General features: G+C 40.0%; 20 protein-coding genes. All 20 read right to left on the bottom strand.

The window, feature by feature from the left end; all coding sequences use genetic code 11:
• Nucleotides 1–3: 3 nt before the first annotated feature.
• The gene (locus OCV67_RS05530; protein ID WP_147642990.1) at nt 4–807 is read right to left on the bottom strand and encodes an energy-coupling factor transporter transmembrane component T family protein; all 804 of its coding nucleotides are present in this window, start codon (nt 805–807) and stop codon (nt 4–6) included.
• Nucleotides 807–1670 (bottom strand): energy-coupling factor transporter ATPase, encoded by an 864-nt coding sequence (locus OCV67_RS05525; protein WP_147642989.1) that lies wholly within the window; start codon nt 1668–1670, stop codon nt 807–809. The genes OCV67_RS05530 and OCV67_RS05525 overlap by 1 nt, the downstream gene beginning before the upstream one ends.
• A gap of 31 nt (nt 1671–1701) precedes the next feature.
• The gene (locus OCV67_RS05520) at nt 1702–2535 is read right to left on the bottom strand and encodes an energy-coupling factor transporter ATPase (protein ID WP_147642988.1); all 834 of its coding nucleotides are present in this window, start codon (nt 2533–2535) and stop codon (nt 1702–1704) included.
• A gap of 5 nt (nt 2536–2540) precedes the next feature.
• Nucleotides 2541–3407, bottom strand: a complete 867-nt coding sequence (locus OCV67_RS05515; RefSeq protein ID WP_147642987.1) for a class I SAM-dependent methyltransferase — start codon at nt 3405–3407, stop codon at nt 2541–2543.
• Between the two features lie 57 nt (nt 3408–3464).
• Nucleotides 3465–4820, bottom strand: a complete 1356-nt coding sequence (glmM, locus tag OCV67_RS05510; RefSeq protein ID WP_147642986.1) for a phosphoglucosamine mutase — start codon at nt 4818–4820, stop codon at nt 3465–3467.
• A gap of 30 nt (nt 4821–4850) precedes the next feature.
• A complete protein-coding gene (ruvB, locus tag OCV67_RS05505; protein ID WP_147643091.1) occupies nt 4851–5879 on the bottom strand; it encodes a Holliday junction branch migration DNA helicase RuvB in 1029 nt (342 codons plus the stop codon).
• A 42-nt stretch (nt 5880–5921) separates the two neighbouring features.
• The gene (gene ruvA, locus OCV67_RS05500; protein ID WP_147642985.1) at nt 5922–6524 is read right to left on the bottom strand and encodes a Holliday junction branch migration protein RuvA; all 603 of its coding nucleotides are present in this window, start codon (nt 6522–6524) and stop codon (nt 5922–5924) included.
• A 26-nt stretch (nt 6525–6550) separates the two neighbouring features.
• On the bottom strand, nt 6551–7030 hold the full coding sequence (gene ruvC / locus OCV67_RS05495) for a crossover junction endodeoxyribonuclease RuvC (protein WP_147642984.1): 480 nt from the start codon (nt 7028–7030) through the stop codon (nt 6551–6553).
• Nucleotides 7031–7374: 344 nt separating this feature from the next.
• The gene (locus OCV67_RS05490) at nt 7375–8529 is read right to left on the bottom strand and encodes an iron-containing alcohol dehydrogenase (protein ID WP_147642983.1); all 1155 of its coding nucleotides are present in this window, start codon (nt 8527–8529) and stop codon (nt 7375–7377) included.
• An 84-nt stretch (nt 8530–8613) separates the two neighbouring features.
• Nucleotides 8614–9876, bottom strand: a complete 1263-nt coding sequence (locus OCV67_RS05485; RefSeq protein WP_147642982.1) for a Zn-dependent hydrolase — start codon at nt 9874–9876, stop codon at nt 8614–8616.
• A 20-nt stretch (nt 9877–9896) separates the two neighbouring features.
• Nucleotides 9897–10295, bottom strand: a complete 399-nt coding sequence (locus OCV67_RS05480) for a hypothetical protein (RefSeq protein WP_147642981.1) — start codon at nt 10293–10295, stop codon at nt 9897–9899.
• Nucleotides 10296–10315: 20 nt separating this feature from the next.
• Nucleotides 10316–11641 (bottom strand): aminotransferase class III-fold pyridoxal phosphate-dependent enzyme, encoded by a 1326-nt coding sequence (locus OCV67_RS05475; protein ID WP_147642980.1) that lies wholly within the window; start codon nt 11639–11641, stop codon nt 10316–10318.
• Entirely contained in the window at nt 11638–12828 is a 1191-nt protein-coding gene (locus OCV67_RS05470) for a PucR family transcriptional regulator (RefSeq protein ID WP_147642979.1), read from the bottom strand. Before OCV67_RS05470 ends, OCV67_RS05475 begins: the two co-directional genes overlap by 4 nt.
• Before the next feature lie 29 nt (nt 12829–12857).
• Nucleotides 12858–14324, bottom strand: coding sequence for an NAD-dependent dihydropyrimidine dehydrogenase subunit PreA (gene preA, locus OCV67_RS05465; protein ID WP_147642978.1), 1467 nt, complete (start codon nt 14322–14324; stop codon nt 12858–12860).
• Nucleotides 14325–14351: 27 nt separating this feature from the next.
• Entirely contained in the window at nt 14352–15758 is a 1407-nt protein-coding gene (hydA, locus tag OCV67_RS05460; RefSeq protein WP_147642977.1) for a dihydropyrimidinase, read from the bottom strand.
• 16 nt (nt 15759–15774) lie between these two features.
• Nucleotides 15775–16911 carry an ABC transporter substrate-binding protein gene (locus tag OCV67_RS05455; protein ID WP_147642976.1) on the bottom strand — a complete coding sequence of 379 codons (1137 nt, stop codon included), beginning with the start codon at nt 16909–16911 and terminating at the stop codon, nt 15775–15777.
• 50 nt (nt 16912–16961) lie between these two features.
• The gene (locus OCV67_RS05450; RefSeq protein WP_178085016.1) at nt 16962–17768 is read right to left on the bottom strand and encodes an ABC transporter permease; all 807 of its coding nucleotides are present in this window, start codon (nt 17766–17768) and stop codon (nt 16962–16964) included.
• Nucleotides 17769–17773: 5 nt separating this feature from the next.
• Nucleotides 17774–18601 (bottom strand): ABC transporter permease, encoded by an 828-nt coding sequence (locus tag OCV67_RS05445; protein ID WP_147642975.1) that lies wholly within the window; start codon nt 18599–18601, stop codon nt 17774–17776.
• 13 nt (nt 18602–18614) lie between these two features.
• On the bottom strand, nt 18615–19400 hold the full coding sequence (locus OCV67_RS05440; RefSeq protein ID WP_147642974.1) for an ABC transporter ATP-binding protein: 786 nt from the start codon (nt 19398–19400) through the stop codon (nt 18615–18617).
• A 616-nt stretch (nt 19401–20016) separates the two neighbouring features.
• Nucleotides 20017–21387: a leucine-rich repeat protein gene (locus tag OCV67_RS05435; RefSeq protein WP_178085015.1), complete on the bottom strand. Its 1371-nt coding sequence runs from the start codon at nt 21385–21387 to the stop codon at nt 20017–20019.
• Between the last annotated feature and the right edge of the window lie 475 nt (nt 21388–21862).

The raw sequence follows: 21862 nt of genomic DNA, 5'->3' as shown, positions 1-21862 counted from the left end.
TTCCTAATTCATTGCATTTATAAATATAACTGAAGCCAAAAATAGAATTGAAATCATAAGGGATACATAATCGGCTGCGCCGCTTTTCAGTTGGCGCATTTTTGTGCGTCCCTCGCCGCCTCTGTAGCATCGGCACTCCATAGCTGTTGCCAGCTCGCTTGCCCTTCTTACGGCAGACACAAAAAGCGGTATTATAATCGGTACTACTGCCTTTACCTTGTCCATTAATTTACCTCCGTCAAGATCAACGCCTCTTGCCTTTTGGGCAGAAATTATTTTATCCGTTTCTTCTATGAGAGTAGGAATGAATCTTAAAGCTATAGTCATCATCATAGCAAGATCATGAACCGGAACCTTAATTTTTTTCAGCGGACTCAGCAGTCTTTCAATTGCGTCTGTAAGCGCAATAGGAGAAGTAGTGTAAGTCAGAAGTGAAGTTCCGGCAATCAGAAGAATTATTCTTACAAACATAAAAAACGTTGTATGAACAGCAGCATCGGTAATTTTTATAAATTTCCATTCAAAAATCGGCATACCGCCGGAAATAAAAAAAATATTAAACAATGATGTAAAAAGCAGAAGCGGTATAATAGGCTTTATACTTTTCACTATCATTTTTAACGGAATTGATGAAAGGATAAGCGCCATAGCGACAAAAACTGCTCCGATCTCCAGACATATTACATGATCACCTATAAAAAGCATTGCAATAAAAATACCGGAAATAATAATTTTATATCTTGGATCAAGTCTATGAACCATGCTGTTTCCGGGGAAATACTGTCCTAAAGTAATATCTTTTATCATCAGATTTTCCCCCTTTTTTTCAATTCCTGAATTATAAGTTCTTTGGCATATTTTACTGTATAAACCTCTTCATCAAAACTAATTCCTTTATTTTTTAATATATTGAATACACGGGCTATCTGCGGCACTGATAACCCCATACTTGAAATTTCTTCCGAACGCTTAAATACCTCGGCTGTTTTATCATAACAGAAAACTTTTGAATCATTCATAACAAGAATTTTTGAAGCAAATTTCGCAACATCCTCCATACTGTGTGAAACAAGCAAAACAGTACATCCTGTTGTTTTATGATAATTGTTTATCTGATTTAAGATCATATCACGTCCCTGAGGATCAAGACCCGCTGTAGGCTCGTCCAGTATAAGCACCTCAGGTTCCATTGCCATAACTCCGGCAATTGCAACACGACGTTTCTGTCCTCCGGAAAGCTCAAATGGAGATTTTTCAAGAATGTCCTCCGTAAGACCCACCGACAAAGCAGTTCTGCGGACTCGTCCGTCAATTTCATTCTCACTGAGCTTCATATTTTTAGGACCGAATGCAATATCCTTATATACTGTATCTTCAAATATCTGATATTCAGGATACTGGAAAACAAGTCCCACTTTAAAACGCACCTGACGTATTTTTGTTTTATCTGCCCAGATATCTTCACCGTCAAGATATATTTTTCCTGATGTAGGCTTAAGCAGACCGTTAAAATGCTGAATCATAGTAGATTTGCCCGAACCTGTATGACCTATTACCCCGACAAATTCTCCCTTTTCTATCTCAAGATTTACATGGTCAACCGCCGTTTTTTCAAAAGGCGTTCCCTGACTGTAAACATAAGTCAATTCTTCAGTTTTCAGTATTGCCAATTTCCAAGCTCCTTTTTTACCGTCTCCAAAATCATGAAAGCAGTGTCAGCAGTGCATCGCAGCATTCATTTTCATTTATAATATGAGTATCAAGTTTTAAACCGTATTTATTAAGCTCATATACAAGCTCTGTCACCTGAGGAACGTCAAGTCCCACAGCTTTAAGCTCCTCAACACGGGAAAATACCTGCTTCGGACTGTCATCCATCAGAACCTTTCCCTTATCCATTACGATTATTCTTTCACATTGTGCAGCTTCTTCCATATAATGAGTAATCAGAATTATTGTTATTCCGTACTTACTGTTAAGCTCCTTAACGGTTTTCATAACTTCCGATCTTCCTTTCGGATCAAGCATGGCTGTAGGCTCGTCCAGAACGATGCATCGAGGACGCATAGCAATTATCCCCGCAATTGCAACTCTCTGCTTTTGTCCTCCCGAAAGCTGATGAGGGGCATGCATTCTGTATTCATACATTCCCACTGCTTTTAAAGCCTCATCAACACGTCTGCGGATTTCATTAGGTTCTACTCCCAGATTTTCAAGGGCAAAAGCCACATCTTCTTCCACAATAGTCGCAACTATTTGATTATCAGGATTCTGAAAGACCATTCCAACACGCTGACGTATATCGTAAATTCTGTTTTCGTCCTTTGTATCAATACCGTCAATGTAAACAGTACCGCCGCTAGGCAGCAAAATAGCGTTAAGATGCTTTGCAAAGGTAGATTTTCCGCACCCGTTATGACCCAGAACTGCGGTCATTTCACCCTGCTTAAAACTTAAGTTTATATCCTTTAAAACAAATTCTTCTTCCCCATCATATTTAAAATCAAGATTGAGTGATTCCGCAAAATTTTCCATATCCGCTATCCTTTCTGCCATATTGCCGTTGAACCACAGGGAAGGCAAAGTCCGCTTTCTTCAACCGGAAGTCCGATTTCATCAAATGTAACATTTCCACCGAACTGCGGACAAATAGTTTCTCCTAAAATATATCCCATAACCGACGGTGAAAGCCCAGTCGTATAGCTATTTATCAAAAAGAAAAGCGGATCATCGCTTAAAACTCCGGTACAGAGTTTAACAAGATCGAAAACGCAGTCCTCAAGCTTCCATACTTCTCCGCCCGGACCTCTGCCGTAGCTTGGAGGATCCATGATAACGGCGTCATATTTCCTACTGCGTCTGATCTCTCTTGCAATAAACTTTTCACAATCGTCCACTATCCAACGAATCGGTTTTTCAGTCAGACCTGAAAGAGCTGCATTTTCTCTTGCCCAACTAACCATACCCTTAGATGCATCAACATGACATACGTTTGCTCCTGCTGCCGCACAGGCAAGGGTTGCTCCTCCCGTGTAAGCAAAAAGATTCAGAACATTTATTTCACGTCCGGCATTTCTTATTTTATCGGACATAAAATCCCAGTTTACTGCCTGCTCGGGAAATAGTCCGGTATGCTTAAAACCTGTAGGCTTTATAAGAAATTTCAGTTCCTTATAAGACATCTCCCATGACTCTGGAGGTTTTTTTGAAAAGCTCCAGCTTCCGCCGCCGCTGGAGGAACGGTGATAATGTCCCATTGCCTTATCCCACAGCGGAGATTTTTTCGGAGTTTTCCATATGATCTGCGGATCTGGACGTATAAGAATATTACCGTTCCATGACTCCAGCTTTTCCTGTGATGTAGTATCTATTATTTTATATTCTTTCCAGTTCTGTGCGATACGCATAGTCCTTAAGTCCTTTACTGTTTATTTTTCCACAGACGCTTCTTAACGTCCCCGCTATTATCTTCTTCCGGCACGTTCCTTTATTTTTTCCGAAATTGCAATAGCGTATTCGTTTATCTGCTTAAAGTCCTTTCCTTCGAGCATTACTCTTATAAGCGGTTCTGTTCCGCTTTCTCTTACCAGAATTCTTCCGCTGTCGCCAAGTTCGTTTTCATAATGCTCAATAAGGTCTGTGATCTGACTGTCATTTTTCCAGACTTCCCTGTCACGAGGACTTATTTTGACATTTATCATAACCTGTGGATAATGCTCCATTACAGACGCAAGCTCCGACATTTTTTTTCCGGATTCAGCCAGTATTTCCAGAACCTTTGCGCCTGAAAGCTGACCGTCGCCAGTATTGGCTTCGTCAAGGAAAATAATATGACCGCTTTGCTCGCCGCCCAAATTATATCCGCCGTCAAGCATTTTTTCTAGTACATATCTGTCGCCGACTTTAGTAGTCTGCATTTTTATACCGTTGTTCTTAGCAAAATAAGTAAATCCCAGATTACTCATAACAGTAACAACAGCGGTATTTTTCTTCAGTTTTCCCTGTTCCTTGTAAGCCTTTGCACAAATAGCCATGAGCTTGTCACCGTCAATAAGCTGACCCTTTTCGTCTACAGCAAGACATCTGTCCGCATCACCGTCAAAGGCAAGACCGGCATGACATTTTTTATCCACAACAAACTGCATAAGATTTCCAATATGAGTTGAACCGCAGTTATCGTTAATATTTGTACCGTCCGGAGAAGAATTTATAACATAAACATTTGCTCCAAGTCCCTCAAAAAGTCTTTTTGCAGTTGCGGAAGCGCTTCCGTTTGCACAGTCAATGGCAATTCTGAGTCCTGTGAGATTACCCTTTATAGATTTCATAATATAGCGAATGTAATCCGTCTGTGCGTCACGGTAATATGTAATTTTACCTACTTCTCCATGTGAAACAAGCTTCATATCCTGAGGTCTGTCTAAAATCAACTCTTCAATTTCTTCTTCCATTTCATCTGACAGCTTGTAACCTGTTGACGAAAAAAGCTTAATACCGTTAAATTCAAAACTGTTATGCGATGCTGAGATCATAACGCCTGCGTCTGCACCCTTCTGTTCAACAAGAGCCGCAACTGCCGGAGTCGGAACAACTCCGAGTATCTCAGCATTTGCTCCGACCGAACAAATACCTGCTGCAAGAGCCGCTTCAAGAACATCTGACGAAATTCTTGTATCTTTACCTATAAAAATCGTAGGTTTATGTTTTGTTTTCTTTGTAAGTACAATAGCCGCCGCTTTTCCTATCTGCATTGCAGTTTCACAAGTAAGTTCTGTAATTGCTACTCCTCTTGCACCGTCAGTTCCAAATAATCTTCCCATTTGACAATATCTCCTGTCTCATAATAAAATTTATAATGTCAGCTGTCCCTCATTCTCATCATCTTTTAAAAATCCCAGATGAGCATAAGCAAGCTTTGTTGCTACTCTTCCCCTTGGAGTTCTTGCAAGAAATCCAAGCTGCATCAAAAACGGTTCACACACGTCCTCCAGCGTTATTGCTTCTTCTCCGATAGCGGACGCCAGCGTTTCCAGTCCTGCCGGACCGCCGTTGTATCCTTTTATAAGCATTGTAAGCATTCGCTTGTCAAGACTGTCAAGTCCAAGTGAATCAACCTCAAGTCTGTTAAGAGCGATAGACGCAATATCTCCCGTTATCTCTCCGTCTCCCATAACCTCTGCAAAATCCCTTACACGCTTTAAAAATCTATTTGCAATTCTCGGCGTTCCTCTCGAACGCTTTGCGATCTCCAGAGCGCCGTCCGAAGTACAAGGGATTCCCAGAATAGTACCGCTTCTTCTTATAATATCACTCAATTGTTCATGACTGTAAAGCTCAAGACGCTGAACAATCCCAAATCTGTCACGCAGAGGAGATGTAAGCTGTCCTGCACGGGTTGTAGCTCCTACAAGTGTAAATTTTTCAAGATCCACACGTATTGAACGTGCAGACGGTCCCTTGCCTATTATAATATCAAGAGCATTATCCTCAAGTGCCGGATAGAGTATTTCCTCAATTGAACGTGATAATCTGTGAATCTCATCTATAAAAAGAACATCATTTGCAGATAAATTAGTAAGCAGTGCTGCCAGGTCTCCGGGTTTTTCAATAGCCGGACCGGTGGTTATCCTCAGATTTGCACCCATTTCATGAGCGATAATTCCGGCAAGAGTAGTTTTACCCAATCCCGGAGGACCGTACAGCAGTACATGATCAAGAGGTTCTCCCCTTCGTTTTGCCGCTTCTATATAAATAGCAAGATTTTCTTTTACCTTATCCTGCCCGATATATTCCTGTAAAGTCTGAGGACGAAGCGTAAATTCCGTTTCTGCATCCGATTCAGTGTACTCTGGAGCAACCGCCCTGCTCTCAAACTCCATATCTCCTGTTTCTATCAATTGATTTTCACCTTTCCGTGATTATTATTTTTTACCTATTATTTTCAGTGCTTGCTTTACAATTTCTCCCGTATCCAGAGATGTATCTATTTTTGATACGGCAGCGGCAACCTCTTCCTGGGAAAATCCTAAAACCATAAGCGCCGAAACCGCTTCAGCACAGTTATCCCCCTCAGGTACAAAAACACTGCCTGAAGATTTTATATCTGAAGCTGTAATACTTTCCTTTGCAATTTTATCTTTCAGTTCCAGTACTATTCTCTGAGCAAGCTTAGGGCCTACGCCCTTTGTTTTGGTAAATACCTTACTATCGCCTGACGCTACAGTAAGTGCAAATCTTTGAGCATCAATATCCGAAAGAATTGACAGGGCCGCCTTCGGACCTACTCCGGATACAGATATAAGCATTTTAAAGCAGTTTAACTCCTGCATTGAATAAAATCCAAAAAGCTCCACATTGTCTTCTCTGACATGCAGATATGTATACAAATATACTTCTTTACCGGTTTCCCCCAACTGTGCAGAAGTTGAACATGTAGTTCTGCACGCATACCCAACGCCTGCACACTCCACAACTGCCAGAAACGGTTCTTTATGTGTAAGCTTTCCTCTAACACTATAAATCATTCATTTCACCTTACTTATTACTTATTTTATCTTATTCCTTTACAGCAATGTCCGTGACAGATTGCAAGAGCCAAAGCATCTGCGGCATCGTCCGGTTTCGGAATCTGTTCAAGCTTTAAAATACGTCTGGTCATATCCATAACCTGTTTTTTCTCAGCCTTGCCGTACCCTACGACCGCCTGTTTTACCTGTAACGGCGTATATTCATATATTGATATGCCATGCCTTACAGCCGAAAGTACTATTACTCCTCTTGCCTGTGCTACATCAATTGCCGTTTTCTGATTGTTAGTAAAAAACAGTTTTTCAATTGATAAACAATCCGGTTCAAACTTTTCCAGAATATAATCCATATCATCTGCAATACATTTAAGACGCTGAGAAAAATCCGTATGGGCTTCCGTCAGAATTGCACCATATTCTACAGGTGCAAAATTCATTCCGGAATAATCTGCGACTCCGAATCCCACAATAGCATAACCGGGATCAATTCCAAGAATACGCAAAAAAACACATCCTCAAAAATATATTTATATTTTATTATAGCACAAAGCACACATAACTTTCAATAGATAAATTACATTTATATAGAATTTTTGTTTTTTTATAAATAATAAGCAACCCCCGACCTCGCCGGAGATTTTCTAAATACCAAAAATAAAACTGCGGTGTAAAAACCACAGTTTATTTTTGTATTAATCTAATTGATTAAAGAAAAAACTTCTGAATTATCAGATTTAATAACTTCTCTGTTTAATTTGTACTAATCAGGCATCACCATTTTGTGATAACACACATTTTTTATATCATTTAAACAATAAGGTAAACAGCTATATCACTTATAATAATATCAATTCCAAAGAGATGCATAAATTTCAAGTATATCCTCTTTAGAAATTTCTTTTATTGTATTTGAAGGACTTCCGCTTACAACAGCATCCGCTGCCATTTTATCCGCCGCCGCCATAAATTCACTCTTATCTATTCCGTATTCTAATAAAGTAGGAACTTCACAGATACTGCACATTTCTCCCAAAGCTGAAACAAACGCTTCAGCAGCAGATCTGTCACTCATTGCAGAGTCAGCAGCCCCTATAGCTCGTCCAAGCTCGGCAAATTTTCCATATGCACCATCGGCAGCAAAACTCATGCACTTTTCAAGCAGCATGGCATTGGAAAGTCCGTGAGGAACATGAAACAAGGCGCCAATAGGACGGCTCATTCCATGAACTATCGTTACTGACGCATTATTGATTGCCATTCCTGCCTCCAAAGCGGCTATAGACATCTGTGTTCTTGCTTCCATATTGTTTCCGTCCTTATAAGCAACAGGCAGATATCTGAAAATTCTTTTTACTGCATCAAGAGATACAGTGTCTGTCAAAGGCTGAGCTTTCCTTGATGTATAAGATTCAACTGCATGAGTAAGAGCGTCAAGTCCGGTAGATGCAGTAACGCTCTTAGGAGAAGAAATTGTAAAAACAGGATCTATAACAGCGAGTTCAGGTACTAATACTGCTCCCTTTAACAGCATTTTAATTCCTTTTTCACTATCAGTAATAACAGTAAACTGAGTTGCCTCAGAACCTGTTCCGGCTGTAGTCGGAATAGCTGCCATAGGCGGTATTTTGCCTGTTATAGTTTTTCCCATATAGTCGGAAATCTTTCCTCCGTTTGTCACAAGAGCAGCAATGGCCTTCATTGAATCCATAGGACTTCCCCCGCCTACGGCGATCAAAAAATCACATTTCTCTCTTTTGTAAAGCTTTACACCTTCATCTATCATTTTATCGTCCGGCTCACCTGTAATTCCGCTGTACACAGTATACTGTATGCCATTTTTATCAAGAAAACCCATAACTTGTGTGAAACATTCAAGCTTTTTAACATGCTTTCCTGTAACTATAAACGCTTTTTTCCCCATAGAACTAAAATATTTTTCTGCATCTGCAAGACAGCCTTCACCTGTTAAAATTCTTCTGGGAGCATTAAATTCCATACCCATTTCCTGTTAACTCCTTTCATTTAAGAACAAATTCTAAAAATCCGGGCAGAATATACTATCCGCCCGGATATACTATATTATTTTTCAGTCATTATCAGCTTTTAGTACAGCATTGAGCATTACAGTTGCACCTTCTGTACAGTGCTTAACTGATGAAAATTCAGGTTCACAATGGGACAGACCGTCCTTTGACTGAACAAAAATCATTGTAGTCGGCAGCATATATGCTGCAAACTGTGCATCATGTCCTGCGCCTGAATGAATGTACTGATGCTTGATTCCGCACTCCTCTGCTGACTCTTTTACATATTCTACAAGCTTTTTATCCCAGTAAACAGTATCTCTGTTCCATGCCTTTACAACCTCACATGTACAACCTGCCCATGTTTTATCGGCACAGCTTTTTACAATTGCCAGAACCTTTTTAAGAACTTCCGGATTTTCATGTCTTGCATCAAATGAAAAATCAAAGAAATCTGGTACACAAGTATGTACGCAGGGGTGACATACAACTTCACCAGTAGTATAGACAAGGTCACTGTAACCAAGCTTGTCAATTTCCTCATGAAGGTAGCATAGAGCCTGTGAAGCGGCAAGAAAAGCGTCACGTCTCTTAAGCATAGGAAATGTTCCGGCGTGAGTTGTCTGACCGTAGAATTTCAGACGATAGTTGAACATTCCAAGTACACAGTCTACAACTCCGATATCGTTTCCGGCATCTTCAAGAATAGGTCCCTGCTCAATATGAGTTTCAAACATATACTGATATTTTTCCGGACTGATACGGTATTTAATATTTCCTTTGAATCCTGATTTTTCAAGAGCTTCACCGAATGTCTTTGTTGAATCGAGAATACTCTGTGACTTCATCATATCTTCATATCTGAATTTGCTGCGAATATCTTCAGGAAGATAATCATAGCAAACAATTCCGGAACACATCATTGCCGGCGGATAAAGTGAACCTTCCTCATTAGTCCAAATCATTGCTGTAAGAGGATGCCTGTGAGAGATATTTTCAGCTACAACAGTTTCCAGCACCTCCATAGCGCTCATTACGCCGAGGATACCGTCATAGTTGCCGCCGTTTTTAACGGAATCACAGTGAGATGCCATAACTATTCTTTTTGCGTCAGGATCACTGCCCGGGATCGTAGCGTACATATTTGCAACATCATCAATTTCAATTACAGCACCAATTGCTTCCATGCGATTTCTGAACTCGTTTCTTGCCATAATTGCTTCCGGAGACAGTGAATATCTGGTAATTCCCCCGTGTCCGGCATTACCAAACTGGCTGAATGTTCTGATTTTGTCTTCCATTCTCTTTTCGCTGCATGTATACATAAATTAAGACTCCCTTTCAGTTATTTTAACGATTGCTGCTGAGGTACACGACAGCAGTTTTCAAGCAGTTCTATTACTTCTTCCTGCTTTATATAAAATGCTTTTTCTTTCTCGTTTTCCAACTCAAACACAAGAATAAATTTAACTTCCCAGTCATTGATATATATTTTTACTGCTTCTGCCCCGAATTTTTCTCTTATAAGCGGCTTTATTCTTGCAAATCCATAAAGCATACCGTCACACGAAACTCTGAAGCTCAGTTTTTTTACGGTCTCCTTACTTAACGTTATTTCAACCGGAACTTCTGTGATCCCTCCAGGCTGTTTATGCTGCTCAAACAAAACCGTTCTGAACTTTGCTGGTGTTATATATTCAGACAATGCACAGTTTACGGCATCGCTGTAGTGTTCTTTAACCATAGAGACCGTCCTTTCAATATTTATTTAATCATTTTATCGGCTTCATCAAGAACTTCATCTACTTTTGCCATTTCTTCCCGAACCTGTTCAGGAGTAATGATAAGCGGCGGTGAAATGAGTATCATATTCTCATGAGAATAAGTCATAAAGCCTTTTGCTTTGAGCATGCCAATAAGTTTTACCATTTTTCCCTCCGGATCCTTTCCATATGGTACAAGCGGCTCTCTTGTCTCCCTGTCCCTGACAAGTTCGATTGCTGAGAAAAGTCCGATATAACGCACATCGCCGACACTCTCATGTTTACATTTCAATTCCTCAAGGCATTCTCCTAAAACTGCGCCCGATTTATTTACATTTTCAAGTATATTCGCCTCTTTATAGAAGTTAAGGCAGGCAACACCTGCTGCACAGGCAAGCGGATGACCGCTGTATGTAAGTCCGCAGGAAAGAAGGTGATCATAAAAAAATTCAGCGATTTTTTTGGAGACAACAACGCCGCCCAGCTGAACATAACCGCAGGTAACGCCTTTTGCAAAACTTACGATATCAGGCTTAACGTTAAAGTTCTCGAATGCAAACATTTTACCCGTTCTGCCGAAACCTGCCATGACCTCGTCGCATATCATCATGATACCGAATTCATTGCATATTGCACGTACACCTTTGAGATAACCTTTCGGAGGAATAATTACACCATTTGAACCTGTGATAGTTTCCATAACGATTGCGGCTACATTATCTGCTCCTTCGTAAATTACCTGTTCACGCAGCTTTGCAACATAGTATTCTGAGGCTTCTTCTTCAGTTGCAAATCTGATTTTTTCTCTGTAAATATATGGGTCGAAAAACTTTACAAATCCCGGTGCACCAGGTTCAAGAGGATATCTTCTTGGTTCTCCGGTCAGGTTTCCTGCGCCGTATGTAGAGCCATGATAGCTCCTGTAACGTGAAAATACTTTCTGTCTGCCGGTATACATTCTTGCGATTTTGACCGCATTTTCATTTGCATCAGCTCCTCCGTTTGTAAAAAAAACCTTTCCCATGTTATCAGGCATAAGCCCGATAATCATTTTAGCAAGCTCGCCTCTGGGTTCACTTCCGTAAGAGGGCGAGAGATAACAGTATTTTTCAGCCTGCTCCTTAATTGCATCTATAATGGCACGGTTGCCGTGACCCACATTAAGATTAACAAGCTGGGAAGACATATCCGTATAGCGGTTACCGTCAAAATCCCACATATAGATACCATCGGCCTTTTCAATCGGAACAGGATTAAGTCCTTTTTGTTTTGCCCATGACTGCAGATTGTAGGTGCAGTGGTTATATTTGATTGATTCAGCGCTCATTGTTTATTACCTCCGTTTAAGTTATCATATATGTCAAGCACATCTTCAATAAGGTATGCAAGCATCAGCATACTTTTTGTATGATCATCAAGCTCACGTCCGAGTATTTCACGTATTGCCCTGATTTTATAATTAATTGTATTGCGGTGAACTCCTGTTTCTGCCGCCGCTTCAAGCACACTTCCGTTAAGCTCCAGATATTTTCTCAGAATACTGCAATAATCAGTATTTTTTTCAGAGTCATACCTGTGGAGCACTCCTAAATTTTCTTCTGCAAATGATGACAGTATCATTTTATCCTTTACACCGAATATCAGTTTCATAAGACCGATATCACGGTAAAACACACGCTCTTTGCCTTTTATGCGTCCAGTCAGCATTGCTGCATACGACTGTTCATAAGCCTGAGAAATTTCCGCAAAACCTCTTACGCTTTCTGAAACTCCGATATAAATTTCAGTATCAGCAGACTGTTCGGCAATTGGTCTTAAAAGTTCACAAAACATTACTATTTCCTCTTCCGAACAGTTTTGCCTAACTGCAACCAGGTCGCCTTCTTTCATAAAAAGCGAAGAATGGTTTCCGGATTTTTTCAGCATACGCCAGAGAGACATATCTGTTGTTCTGACAACAGATTCCGTAATTGAAACGCTTCTCCTTAGTATACTCAGCGATATTACCGTATAGGAGCTGTCATCATAAAAGCCTGCTCGATTAAGCATGGAACTGTAATCATCCGCAGTGGCAGGATTCCTGATTATTCCACGAAAAGCGTCGGCAATAGTACTTTCACGCTTTTCATTGGCTATTATCCTGCGGCAGAATTCATATGAAATATCTATAATCCTTGTTTTCCATGGTATTGTGAAAAGTGGAAAACCATTCTGTTCACAAAATACTATTGCCTGAGACGGAACAGAGGAGATGTATGGACCGATATTGACAACAAGTCCTATTGCACCTTTATTTTTCAGACTGACAGTAAAACTTTTCAGCCATTCATTTCCGACATGACCGATACCTGTAGTAAAAATCAACTCATTACCATGCAGAAAATCAGGTACCTCACTATCTTCAATTATATGTACCCAACGTACAGTATTTCCCATTCCTGCATGTCCTGCAATAAGCTTCATTGAGTATTTTTTCTCAGTGTTGGCACAAAGCTGAGATAATGTAATTGCCATATTTCATCACCTCTTTGAAGTATATTATACTATTGGGGTTTAGAAATTCTTATTCCTTTATTATCAATTGCCTCAACAGGACATACCAGCATACACAGATGACAGCCTACGCATTTTTTAGCATTAAGCGCCGCCTTTCCTGAAACCATTTTAAGCGCTTGATGTCCAGCATCGCTGCATGATATTACACATCTGCCGCAGCCGAGACATTTCGCTTTATTCAGATGAGGAAAAATAAGCGTATTTCTATCCAGCTCATCTGCCGGAATTATATTGTCAACTGCTGCTCCCACAAGCTCTGAAATACTGCTGATTCCATGGGTCACCATATAATTTCCCATACCGGATATAAGGTCGTCGATTATGCGGTAGCCATACTGCATTACTGCCGTAGTAACCTGTATATTCCTGCATCCGAGAAGAATAAATTCCAAAGCATCATGCCAGGATTCAATTCCTCCCATACCGCTAAGTTCAAGTCCGTCAAGTCTCTCACAGTGAGCAAGATCACTGATAAAACGCAGAGCAATTGGTTTTACAGCTTTTCCTGAATATCCCGATACTGAACTTTTTCCGCCAATTGACGGATAGCCTGACATAGTTTCAAGATCTATTCCGATTATGCTTTTAATTGTATTGATAGCGGCAATTCCGTCAGCTCCCCCGTCTGCGGCTGACATTGCCGGAATCTCCATATTGCCGATATTGGGCGTCATCTTTGCCAGAACAGGCAGATGTGTTGCCGATTTAACAAGCTGCGTATAATGCTTTACAAGTTCAGGGTTCTGCCCAACATCAGAGCCGAGACCTTCACCGGACATATGCGGGCAGCTGAAATTGCACTCAATTATATCAGCTCCCGCCTCGGTAACGAGCTGAGAAAGCTTTACCCATTCCTCATCATTCTGCCCCATTATGGAAACTACCAGAACCTTATCCGGATAATTCTTCTTTAATTTTCTGAACACATCAAGATTATATGATAGCTCATGGTCAGAAATCTGTTCAAGATTTTTAAAGCCAATAAAAGGTGTTCCCTCCTTGCCTATTGCATCAAACCTCGGCGAAACCTCCTCCGGTATAAGAAATCCTACCGTCTTATAAACCACTCCTGCCCAACCCATATCCAGCGCTTTAGCACACATTTCATAATCCCCTGCCACAATTGATGATGACAGAAAAAACGGATTCTCGCAGTGAACTCCACAGAAATCTATTGAAAGATCCGGCTTTTGTGTAAGTTCAGCCACTTCGGGCAGCATTGATGCCATTTCACGTATTCTTATAGGTCTGTCATAATGAATACAAACGTTTTCGCAATTTCCTGTACATTCGGAACATACTCCCTTATCAATAAAGTTTCCTGCCCCAGCTTCATTTTCAAAACGAATGGCTCTGACAGCCCTTGCAGGATCAAACCCTTTTTCGCATGCAGCAGTACAAGCGCCTTCCAAACAAAGCAGACAACGTGCCGCTTCTTCTTTTAATCTGAACATATCATCAGCCTCCTTTCTGCAATTTCATTATATAAGAGAACACTTAATAAATTTTCCCCATCCCTTTTCGCCTCTGAATTCGCCATTTTCATATACAAGCTTACCTCTTGAATAGGTCTTAACCGGATAGCCATGTACTTTTACACCCTCCCAGATAGTATGGTCGCAATCTGAATGCATTTTATCATTTGTGATAGTGAAATCAACTGAAGGGTCATAAATCACGATATCAGCGTCCTTGCCCACAGCTATACTGCCTTTGGTTTTGCAGCCGAAAATTTTTGCAGGATTTGCTGAGCAAAGCTCCACAGCCTTAGTATATGGTATTTTCCCCTCGTTTGCTGCGGACAGCATATAAGGATACATGTTTTCAATTCCCGCACAGCCATTTGGAATCTTTGAAAAATCATCCTTACCCCAGTCTTTTTCATATGACTGGAAAGGGCAATGGTCAGTCGCAATTGTATCAATATCGCCTCGTCTGATTGCTTCCCAAAGCGCCTGACGACTTTCCTCGCCTTTCATCGGAGGAGAACATACAAAATTTCTGCCGTCCTCACGCTTATAAACATCACTTGTAAATTCAAGATACTGCGGACAAGTTTCTGCATAGATAGTGTAGCCCTCATCTTTTGCCTTTGTTACCGCCTCAACGCCCTGTTTATTGGCAAGATGTACGATATACAGCGAAACCCCCACAGCCTTTGCCCATTGAATTGCTCTTTCGTCTGCCTCTCCCTCGACAAACTCCGGACGAGACATATAGTGATACCATGCACTTGTTTTGCCTTCTGAAAGGAACTGCTTTGTGAACATATTCACCATTTCATTATTTTCTGCATGAACTCCTATCAGCGCACCGCATTCTTTTGCCTTTTGCAGTACCTGATAAAATACGCCGTCTGTCACACCAAAATCGTATACCATAAACACCTTGAATGAAGGTACACCGAATTTCACGCAATCTTCAATAGTATCAATAAGTCTGTTGCTGACATCCTTTACAGCTACATGAAAAGAATAATCCACAGCAGCGTTTCCGGCACAGAGAGCGTCACGGCGTTTAACGGCGTCAACCATTGATTCGCCGAAATCCTGCAATACAAAATCAAATACCGTTGTAGTACCGCCGCAGGCAGCGGCCCTTGTTCCGGCAAAATAATCATCAGAGGAAATGGTTCCGCCAAATGGCATTGCCAGATGAGTGTGTGCGTCAATAGCGCCCGGAAGGACAAGCTTGCCTTCTGCATCTAAAACATTGTTACAGCCACCGGTGTTGATGCTCTCAGCGATAGAAACAATTTTTCCGTCCTTGACAGCAACATCAGCTCTGAACATTTCTGAATCAGTTACAACTGTACCGTTTTTTATAATCATATCCATAGCAATTTTACTCCTTTCAGAAATTCTGACAGACGGGCAATGCCCGTCCATACAGAGTATAAATCAATTATTTCTTATATACCAGAACAAGTCCGGAACGCTGATAAACCTGTGCAACTTCAAGAAGATCCATACCGCCTGCGTTTGCGGAAATAAGGTTGGATACCCATGTTACGCCAAAGTCAACAGTACCATTGTTTACTGCTGTTGTTTCGCCGATGTCACCGCCGCCGGAGATAATATCAACATTAAGTCCTACTTCGTCATAGTAACCCTTTGCTTCAGCTACAAAATAACCCATAAATTGACACTGCGGCAGCCATTTGAGCTGTACAGAAACGTCTTTCTTTTCAGGCTCACCAAAATCCTTTGCCATTCCGGATTCCCAATAAGATGTATCACGGATATCATCAAGTGTGAGTGTTTGTAACTTTTCAGCAGCAGCGCTGTCATCAAGTGAAATATACTGCTTAGCAAGATCAAGAGTCTGCTGCATAGCCTCCTCATCCATTTTTCCGTAATCAGTAACAATATTACCCTTTGTATCAGTCTCAACCAGTTTCTTTACTTCTGATGCCATATATGCCTGATGGTCAGAAGATACAGAAGAACCTGCCTCATAAACGATCTGTGCCGCTTCATCAGGATGTTCACAGGCATATTTCCAACCTTCCATTGAAGCATAAACAAATGCTTTTACAGTATTCGGATTTGACTCTGCAAATTCTTTAGTACAGAAGAGATTATCTTCAAGCATTGCAACACCTTCATCGTTCATATCAATTGTGCCGACTGTATCACCGTAGCCGTAGCCGCCTTCGTAGTCGTTTACTACAAGACCAAGTTCATTGTATGTCATGGCTGAAGCAAGAGTAATTGAACCGTCGTCAAATCCGTCCATATCAAATGACTGAGAAAGATATGTCGTATCCTGACCGTACTTTGTGAGCAGAGCAAGGATTTCATATTCATTTCCAAGTCCCCAGTTACCGACTTTTCCTTCCTGAGCTGCCGAAATGATTCTTTCTTCGTTAGACATTTCCCCATTGCTCTCTTCTGATACTGATGATGAAGAAACGCTTTCTCCGGAAGATGATGCTGTTGAACCTGATGATTTATCCTCCGATGATCCGCATCCAGACATAGATGCCGTTACCATTGTTAATGCCGCAATTGCCGCCAGTGTTTTCTTTAAATTTTTCATAATAAATTCCTCCTGTTTAATGGGATTATTTATATTATCAGAAACACATTTTATCTGCGTTTCCTTAACAATACCGACTCAATTATCATAAGAACTGCATACATCAATATGCCTATTATACAAGCTGTAATTATATAAGCCCAGGCTGTTGAATACTGTGCAATAAGAATATTTTCACGGATCTGTCTGCCTACTCCGATAATATACTCTGCAAAATATTCACTTACCAGAGCGCTTATTACACTACCCGGAACGCTTACTCTGAGAGCAGTAAATATATACGGAATACTGTTTGGCAGGCGCAGCTTTACAAATTCTGTAATTTTTCCTGCAGCATAGGTTTTCATAAGATCATGTGAGAAAGGCGTAAGTTCTGTAAGTCCCCTGTAAGCATTGACACTCATTGACGCCATACTTACCACAGTTACCACTATTATCTTCGCAACCATGCTTCGTATTTCTGCCTGTTCACTGACATCTTTAGTCCAGTTAATAATAACAGGTGCAAGAGCAACGATAGGGATAGCATTAAATGCTGATACTATTGTAAGCCCGCCGCTTCCGTAGATCGGAAAAATTGCAGCTATAATTGCTATGATATAGCCCAACAGCGAACCTAAAATCAGTCCGCAGACTGCCACTTCAACCGACGCCCATACATTAGTCATTATTTTGTCGCTATTTTCAAAAATAATACTGATGATCCTTGTGGGATACGGTAATATATATTCATCTGTTTTCAGAAGTTTATGCAGTATTCCCGTCTGCCACATAACTATAATGAGAACACCGAACAGCGCCGGATATAATACTGACTCAACAGCTGATTTTCTTTTTTTCTTTTTCAGTACTGCCATTGTTCTCACCCTTTCTTTTTAGATTTTCCTGTGCGTTTATATGGGCAAAGTATCATTTCAGCCACTCCCATTATATAGAAACTGAGTATGCCGATAACAGCGCTGAAAAATACGATATCCCAGAAAACATACCTTGTCATTGCCCCTTTTAGAGACTGTGAAAGCAGACAGCCAAGTCCGATTCCGCCCTGAAGAGTATCAACCAGAATTGACGCTGTTATTGCCATTGGAGCAGAAATTTTTAGCCCTGTAAAGAAATACGGTATACATGCCGGTATCATTGTTTTGGTGTAAATCTGAAATTTATTGGCAGCATATGAATACATCAGTTCATGCTTTTCTTTCTGTACCGACTTGAAACCTGCAAGTGTATTTGTTGCAACCGGATAGAATGTAAGTATTGCTGCAATTACAATTCGGCTTACTGCGATATCTCCGGTAATTGCATTTATGATCGGAGCCATGCCGAGAATCGGAATTAACTGAATAAGCATAAGATACGGAAACGCAATCTTTTCAACAATTCCGGAAAGACTCATCAAAAGAGCCAGTACAAAACCAGACGCAATTCCTATTAAGTAACCCACTCCGGCACGTGAAAGTGTTGCTCCGGCATTTTCCAGTACCATCTGCAAAGCCGTCTGACTGCCGTTTATTTTCTTATCACTCAGCAATGAATTGATTATACCGCTGATATGAGGAAGAATGTTTTCCGGTGTACGTTTGGTTTCTGCAACGTGTGCGGCGCATACTTCCCATAAAACGAAAAGAGCCGCAATCCAGATAAATATTACAAATATTTTCGATGTGAGTATCTTTTTAACCTTTTTCAATTAAATCACCGCCTTAAACGCCCTCAAAACTGTTTCTTACTTTTGAAACAAGCGCTGTAAATTCAGGAGTATCCTTAATGTCCATAGTTCTCGGTCTGGGTAAATCAATATCAATTACAGCGGATAATCTTCCGGGATGAGGTGACAGCACGCATACTCTGTCGGAAAGAAATACGGACTCGGAAATATTATGTGTAACGAATATGATAGTCTTATTGGTTTTTCTCCAGATCTTAAGCAGATCGATATGAAGCTTTTCTCTTGTAAATTCATCAAGAGCCGAAAAAGGTTCATCCATAAGCAGTATCTCCGGCTGAAGCGCCAGAGCTCTTGCAATACCGACTCTCTGCTGCATACCTCCGGAAAGCTGACGAGGATAATGATTCTGAAACTCAGTAAGTCCTACAAGTTCAAGCATTTTCAAAGCTCTTTCATGCCGTTCTGCCCTGGATTGATGAGTTATTTCAAGGGGCAGCTCAACATTTTTGATCACTGTTCTCCAATCATATAGAACTGCGCTCTGGAATACCATTCCGTATTTTCGTTTCAGACGAGCTTCTCTTGGAGTTTCACCGCCAATTTCAACTCTGCCGGACGTTGGCTGAAGCAAATCAGCAATAATTCGCAGAAGCGTTGTTTTTCCGCAGCCTGACGGTCCTAAAAGAGAAATAAATTCACCTTTTTGTATGTTCATACTCACACTTGTAAGCGCCTGTACATCTTTCCCATCTGCTGCTGTGTAAATCATGCCTACGTTATCAAGCATAATTTCTACATCATTTCTTGCCATCTCAGCCATACTATCAGTCCTCTCAGTTAAATAAAAAAGCAGACAGCGTCCTGCCATATTACGGCGACGCTGCCTGCTCATTTTCTATTGTCGATTTATGTTCTTTAACTGTCTATATTATATCAATTAAATGAAGTTCTTGTCAATGAAGTCAGTCATTTATGTTACTTCTTATAGATTTGACCGAAACTTTTTTTAATTTATGGTATTTTTCTACAAACTGCATAAAATATTTCACTTTCAAATCGTGCTAAAGCACAAACACATCAGCACATACGTACAACATCAGCACAGTTCATATGCTTATTTTTCAATTAATCTTAAGCTTTTTTAAATTTTTTTATGCTAATGACCAACAATTAAAAAGCTTTATAAGTACTTCATGGTCGCTTTTTACGAGACGAAGCTTTATTTTATCATCTTCATTTACCCACCGTAAATCAGATCCGTAACAAACTAGATTACACTTATTAATTTCAGTTTGATAATACTGTGTTTTCAAAATTTAATTTGAATATCTTGAACATAATCAGAAATTGTTTATATTATGTAACTGAGTTTATCTGAGAGTTTTCTAAATACAAAAAAGCGGACGCTTTTACACGTCCGCATTAATTTGTATTTATTACTTTTTAATACTCTGTTCTGCAAGATATTTTGCAATTGCCGCAGCATCTGCAGCTGTTATTTTACCGTCACCGTTAAAATCTGCATTCGGATAAGCTGTAATTGTTACCTTACTGCCGGAAATTGAAGCCTCAGCAAGCTTCTTTGCTATAAATGCCGCATCGCTTGCACGAAGTACACCGTCTCCGTTAGCATCGCCTTTAACGCCGCTGCTGCTTACTTCCTTGAATGTCTTATTGTACTTTGTAGCATAGCTTTCAGCTGTTGAACCCTTAGCGCCGCAAATTGTGATCGGAGTTTTATTGATTGTATTACCGCTGTCATAAATTTCACATTTAGCATTATTAATTGTTATAGTATTAAGTCCTGAGCAGCCATAAAAAGCCTTATCTCCAATAGAAGCTACACTTGCCGGAATATCTACGGCTGTCAGAAGCTTACAGCCTTCAAAAGCGCTGATGCCAATAGCACCTAAGCTAGTTGAGAGCTTGATTTCAGAAAGCTTTGTACAATTATAGAAAACACCGTTTCCCATGTTCTTTACATTGTTAGGAATATCCATTGTAGTAAGACGGCTGCAATTTGAAAAAGCATATCCGCCGATACTTTCAACACTTGAAGGAATAGTAATTATAGCCAATTCGCCGCAGTTTTCAAATGCGGAATCTCCGATATACTTAACAGTGTTAGGAATTGCAACGTTTGAAAGCTTGGTACAGCCTCTGAACGTATTATCTGCAATACCTGTTGTACCTGATTTTATAGGAGTTGATCCGTCAATAATAGTTTCAATACCGCTTGTACTGCCTATTACCCATGTATCCGCATAGTATAAAGGACCTGCATTTGCGATCTGATAATTTAACATTGCTGTTCCCTTAAAAGCATTAGCTCCCACGCTTGATACATTTCTCGGAATATCTATATCTTCCAGACTGGAACAATTATAAAAAGCGCTGTCCCCTATACTGTCCACACTTGTTGGAATAACAACATTTTCAAGTACTGAACAGTTGTAAAAAGCACCGATTCCTATATGTTTTACAACACCAGGAATTTCATAATTTGTCGATACTTTTCTTCCTGCCGGATAACAGATAAGTTCGGACTTATCCTTGTTAAACAAAACTCCGTTTAAAGCGCTGAAGTATTCATTTGATGAATTTACATTTATTTCATACAGATCCTTATTATCATAGAAAACATTGCTTTGAATGCTCTGTACTGATAAATTGTCAATTACTGTAGGAATTGTTAATGTTTCAACCTTTTCACCAGAATTTGACGTCCATCCGGTTATCTCTATGTAATCGTATGTATGATCATAATTCACATCTACTTTTTTATACAGGAAATTACCACTAGTCATTTCACTGCTATATAATGCTGCATTAACGGTTAGTGGCTGTGCCCCCCCCCGCAAATACTTGCAGCGCATAACATTGACGTTGCCAAGCTTATAATTCTTTTCTTTGTCATTATAAATGACCTCCTTTTTTATTATAATATGATTTTACCACCCAAGTAAATTATTGTCAAGGAAAAATAAACAATTTTAGCATACTGATTAAATTATTTTCTTTTCATTTATCAAATATTGTCATATTTTCATAATATTTCTTACAGGAAAATTTGTTATAAAATGCTCAATATTTATTTGGATATTCTTATTAATATATCGCATGATAAGCCGCAGGAGTACTCAAAAGAGCAGCTTTCATTTAATAAAATTAATTGTTTCTGCTTGGATTAAACTATTAGATTTGTCAAATTAATATTTTACTATAATTATAAAAGTCAAATTAAGTCATTTCAGCAAATTGACGATTGATTTTTATGGAAAA

Origin of the sequence: Porcipelethomonas ammoniilytica, assembly GCF_025567485.1 — a bacterium.
Taxonomy (GTDB): domain Bacteria; phylum Bacillota; class Clostridia; order Oscillospirales; family Ruminococcaceae; genus Porcipelethomonas; species Porcipelethomonas ammoniilytica.
Note: the sequence above shows the minus strand (reverse complement) of the source record. Positions and strands in the feature narration are given on the sequence as shown.

Bases quoted from the DNA above. Each gene is read 5' to 3' on its own strand.
- OCV67_RS05480 (WP_147642981.1), bottom strand. From the start codon at position 10,295: ATGGTTAAAGAACACTACAGCGATGCCGTAAACTGTGCATTGTCTGAA.
- OCV67_RS05455 (WP_147642976.1), bottom strand. From the start codon at position 16,911: ATGAAAAATTTAAAGAAAACACTGGCGGCAATTGCGGCATTAACAATG.
- OCV67_RS05470 (WP_147642979.1), bottom strand. From the start codon at position 12,828: ATGGCAATTACATTATCTCAGCTTTGTGCCAACACTGAGAAAAAATAC.
- OCV67_RS05490 (WP_147642983.1), bottom strand. From the start codon at position 8,529: ATGGGTATGGAATTTAATGCTCCCAGAAGAATTTTAACAGGTGAAGGC.
- OCV67_RS05450 (WP_178085016.1), bottom strand. From the start codon at position 17,768: ATGGCAGTACTGAAAAAGAAAAAAAGAAAATCAGCTGTTGAGTCAGTA.
- OCV67_RS05515 (WP_147642987.1), bottom strand. From the start codon at position 3,407: ATGCGTATCGCACAGAACTGGAAAGAATATAAAATAATAGATACTACA.
- OCV67_RS05440 (WP_147642974.1), bottom strand. From the start codon at position 19,400: ATGGCTGAGATGGCAAGAAATGATGTAGAAATTATGCTTGATAACGTA.
- glmM (WP_147642986.1), bottom strand. From the start codon at position 4,820: ATGGGAAGATTATTTGGAACTGACGGTGCAAGAGGAGTAGCAATTACA.
- OCV67_RS05520 (WP_147642988.1), bottom strand. From the start codon at position 2,535: ATGGAAAATTTTGCGGAATCACTCAATCTTGATTTTAAATATGATGGG.
- preA (WP_147642978.1), bottom strand. From the start codon at position 14,324: ATGTTCAGATTAAAAGAAGAAGCGGCACGTTGTCTGCTTTGTTTGGAA.
- ruvA (WP_147642985.1), bottom strand. From the start codon at position 6,524: ATGATTTATAGTGTTAGAGGAAAGCTTACACATAAAGAACCGTTTCTG.
- ruvB (WP_147643091.1), bottom strand. From the start codon at position 5,879: ATGGAGTTTGAGAGCAGGGCGGTTGCTCCAGAGTACACTGAATCGGAT.
- hydA (WP_147642977.1), bottom strand. From the start codon at position 15,758: ATGGACGGGCATTGCCCGTCTGTCAGAATTTCTGAAAGGAGTAAAATT.
- OCV67_RS05475 (WP_147642980.1), bottom strand. From the start codon at position 11,641: ATGAGCGCTGAATCAATCAAATATAACCACTGCACCTACAATCTGCAG.
- OCV67_RS05435 (WP_178085015.1), bottom strand. From the start codon at position 21,387: ATGACTAGTGGTAATTTCCTGTATAAAAAAGTAGATGTGAATTATGAT.
- OCV67_RS05530 (WP_147642990.1), bottom strand. From the start codon at position 807: ATGATAAAAGATATTACTTTAGGACAGTATTTCCCCGGAAACAGCATG.
- OCV67_RS05485 (WP_147642982.1), bottom strand. From the start codon at position 9,876: ATGTATACATGCAGCGAAAAGAGAATGGAAGACAAAATCAGAACATTC.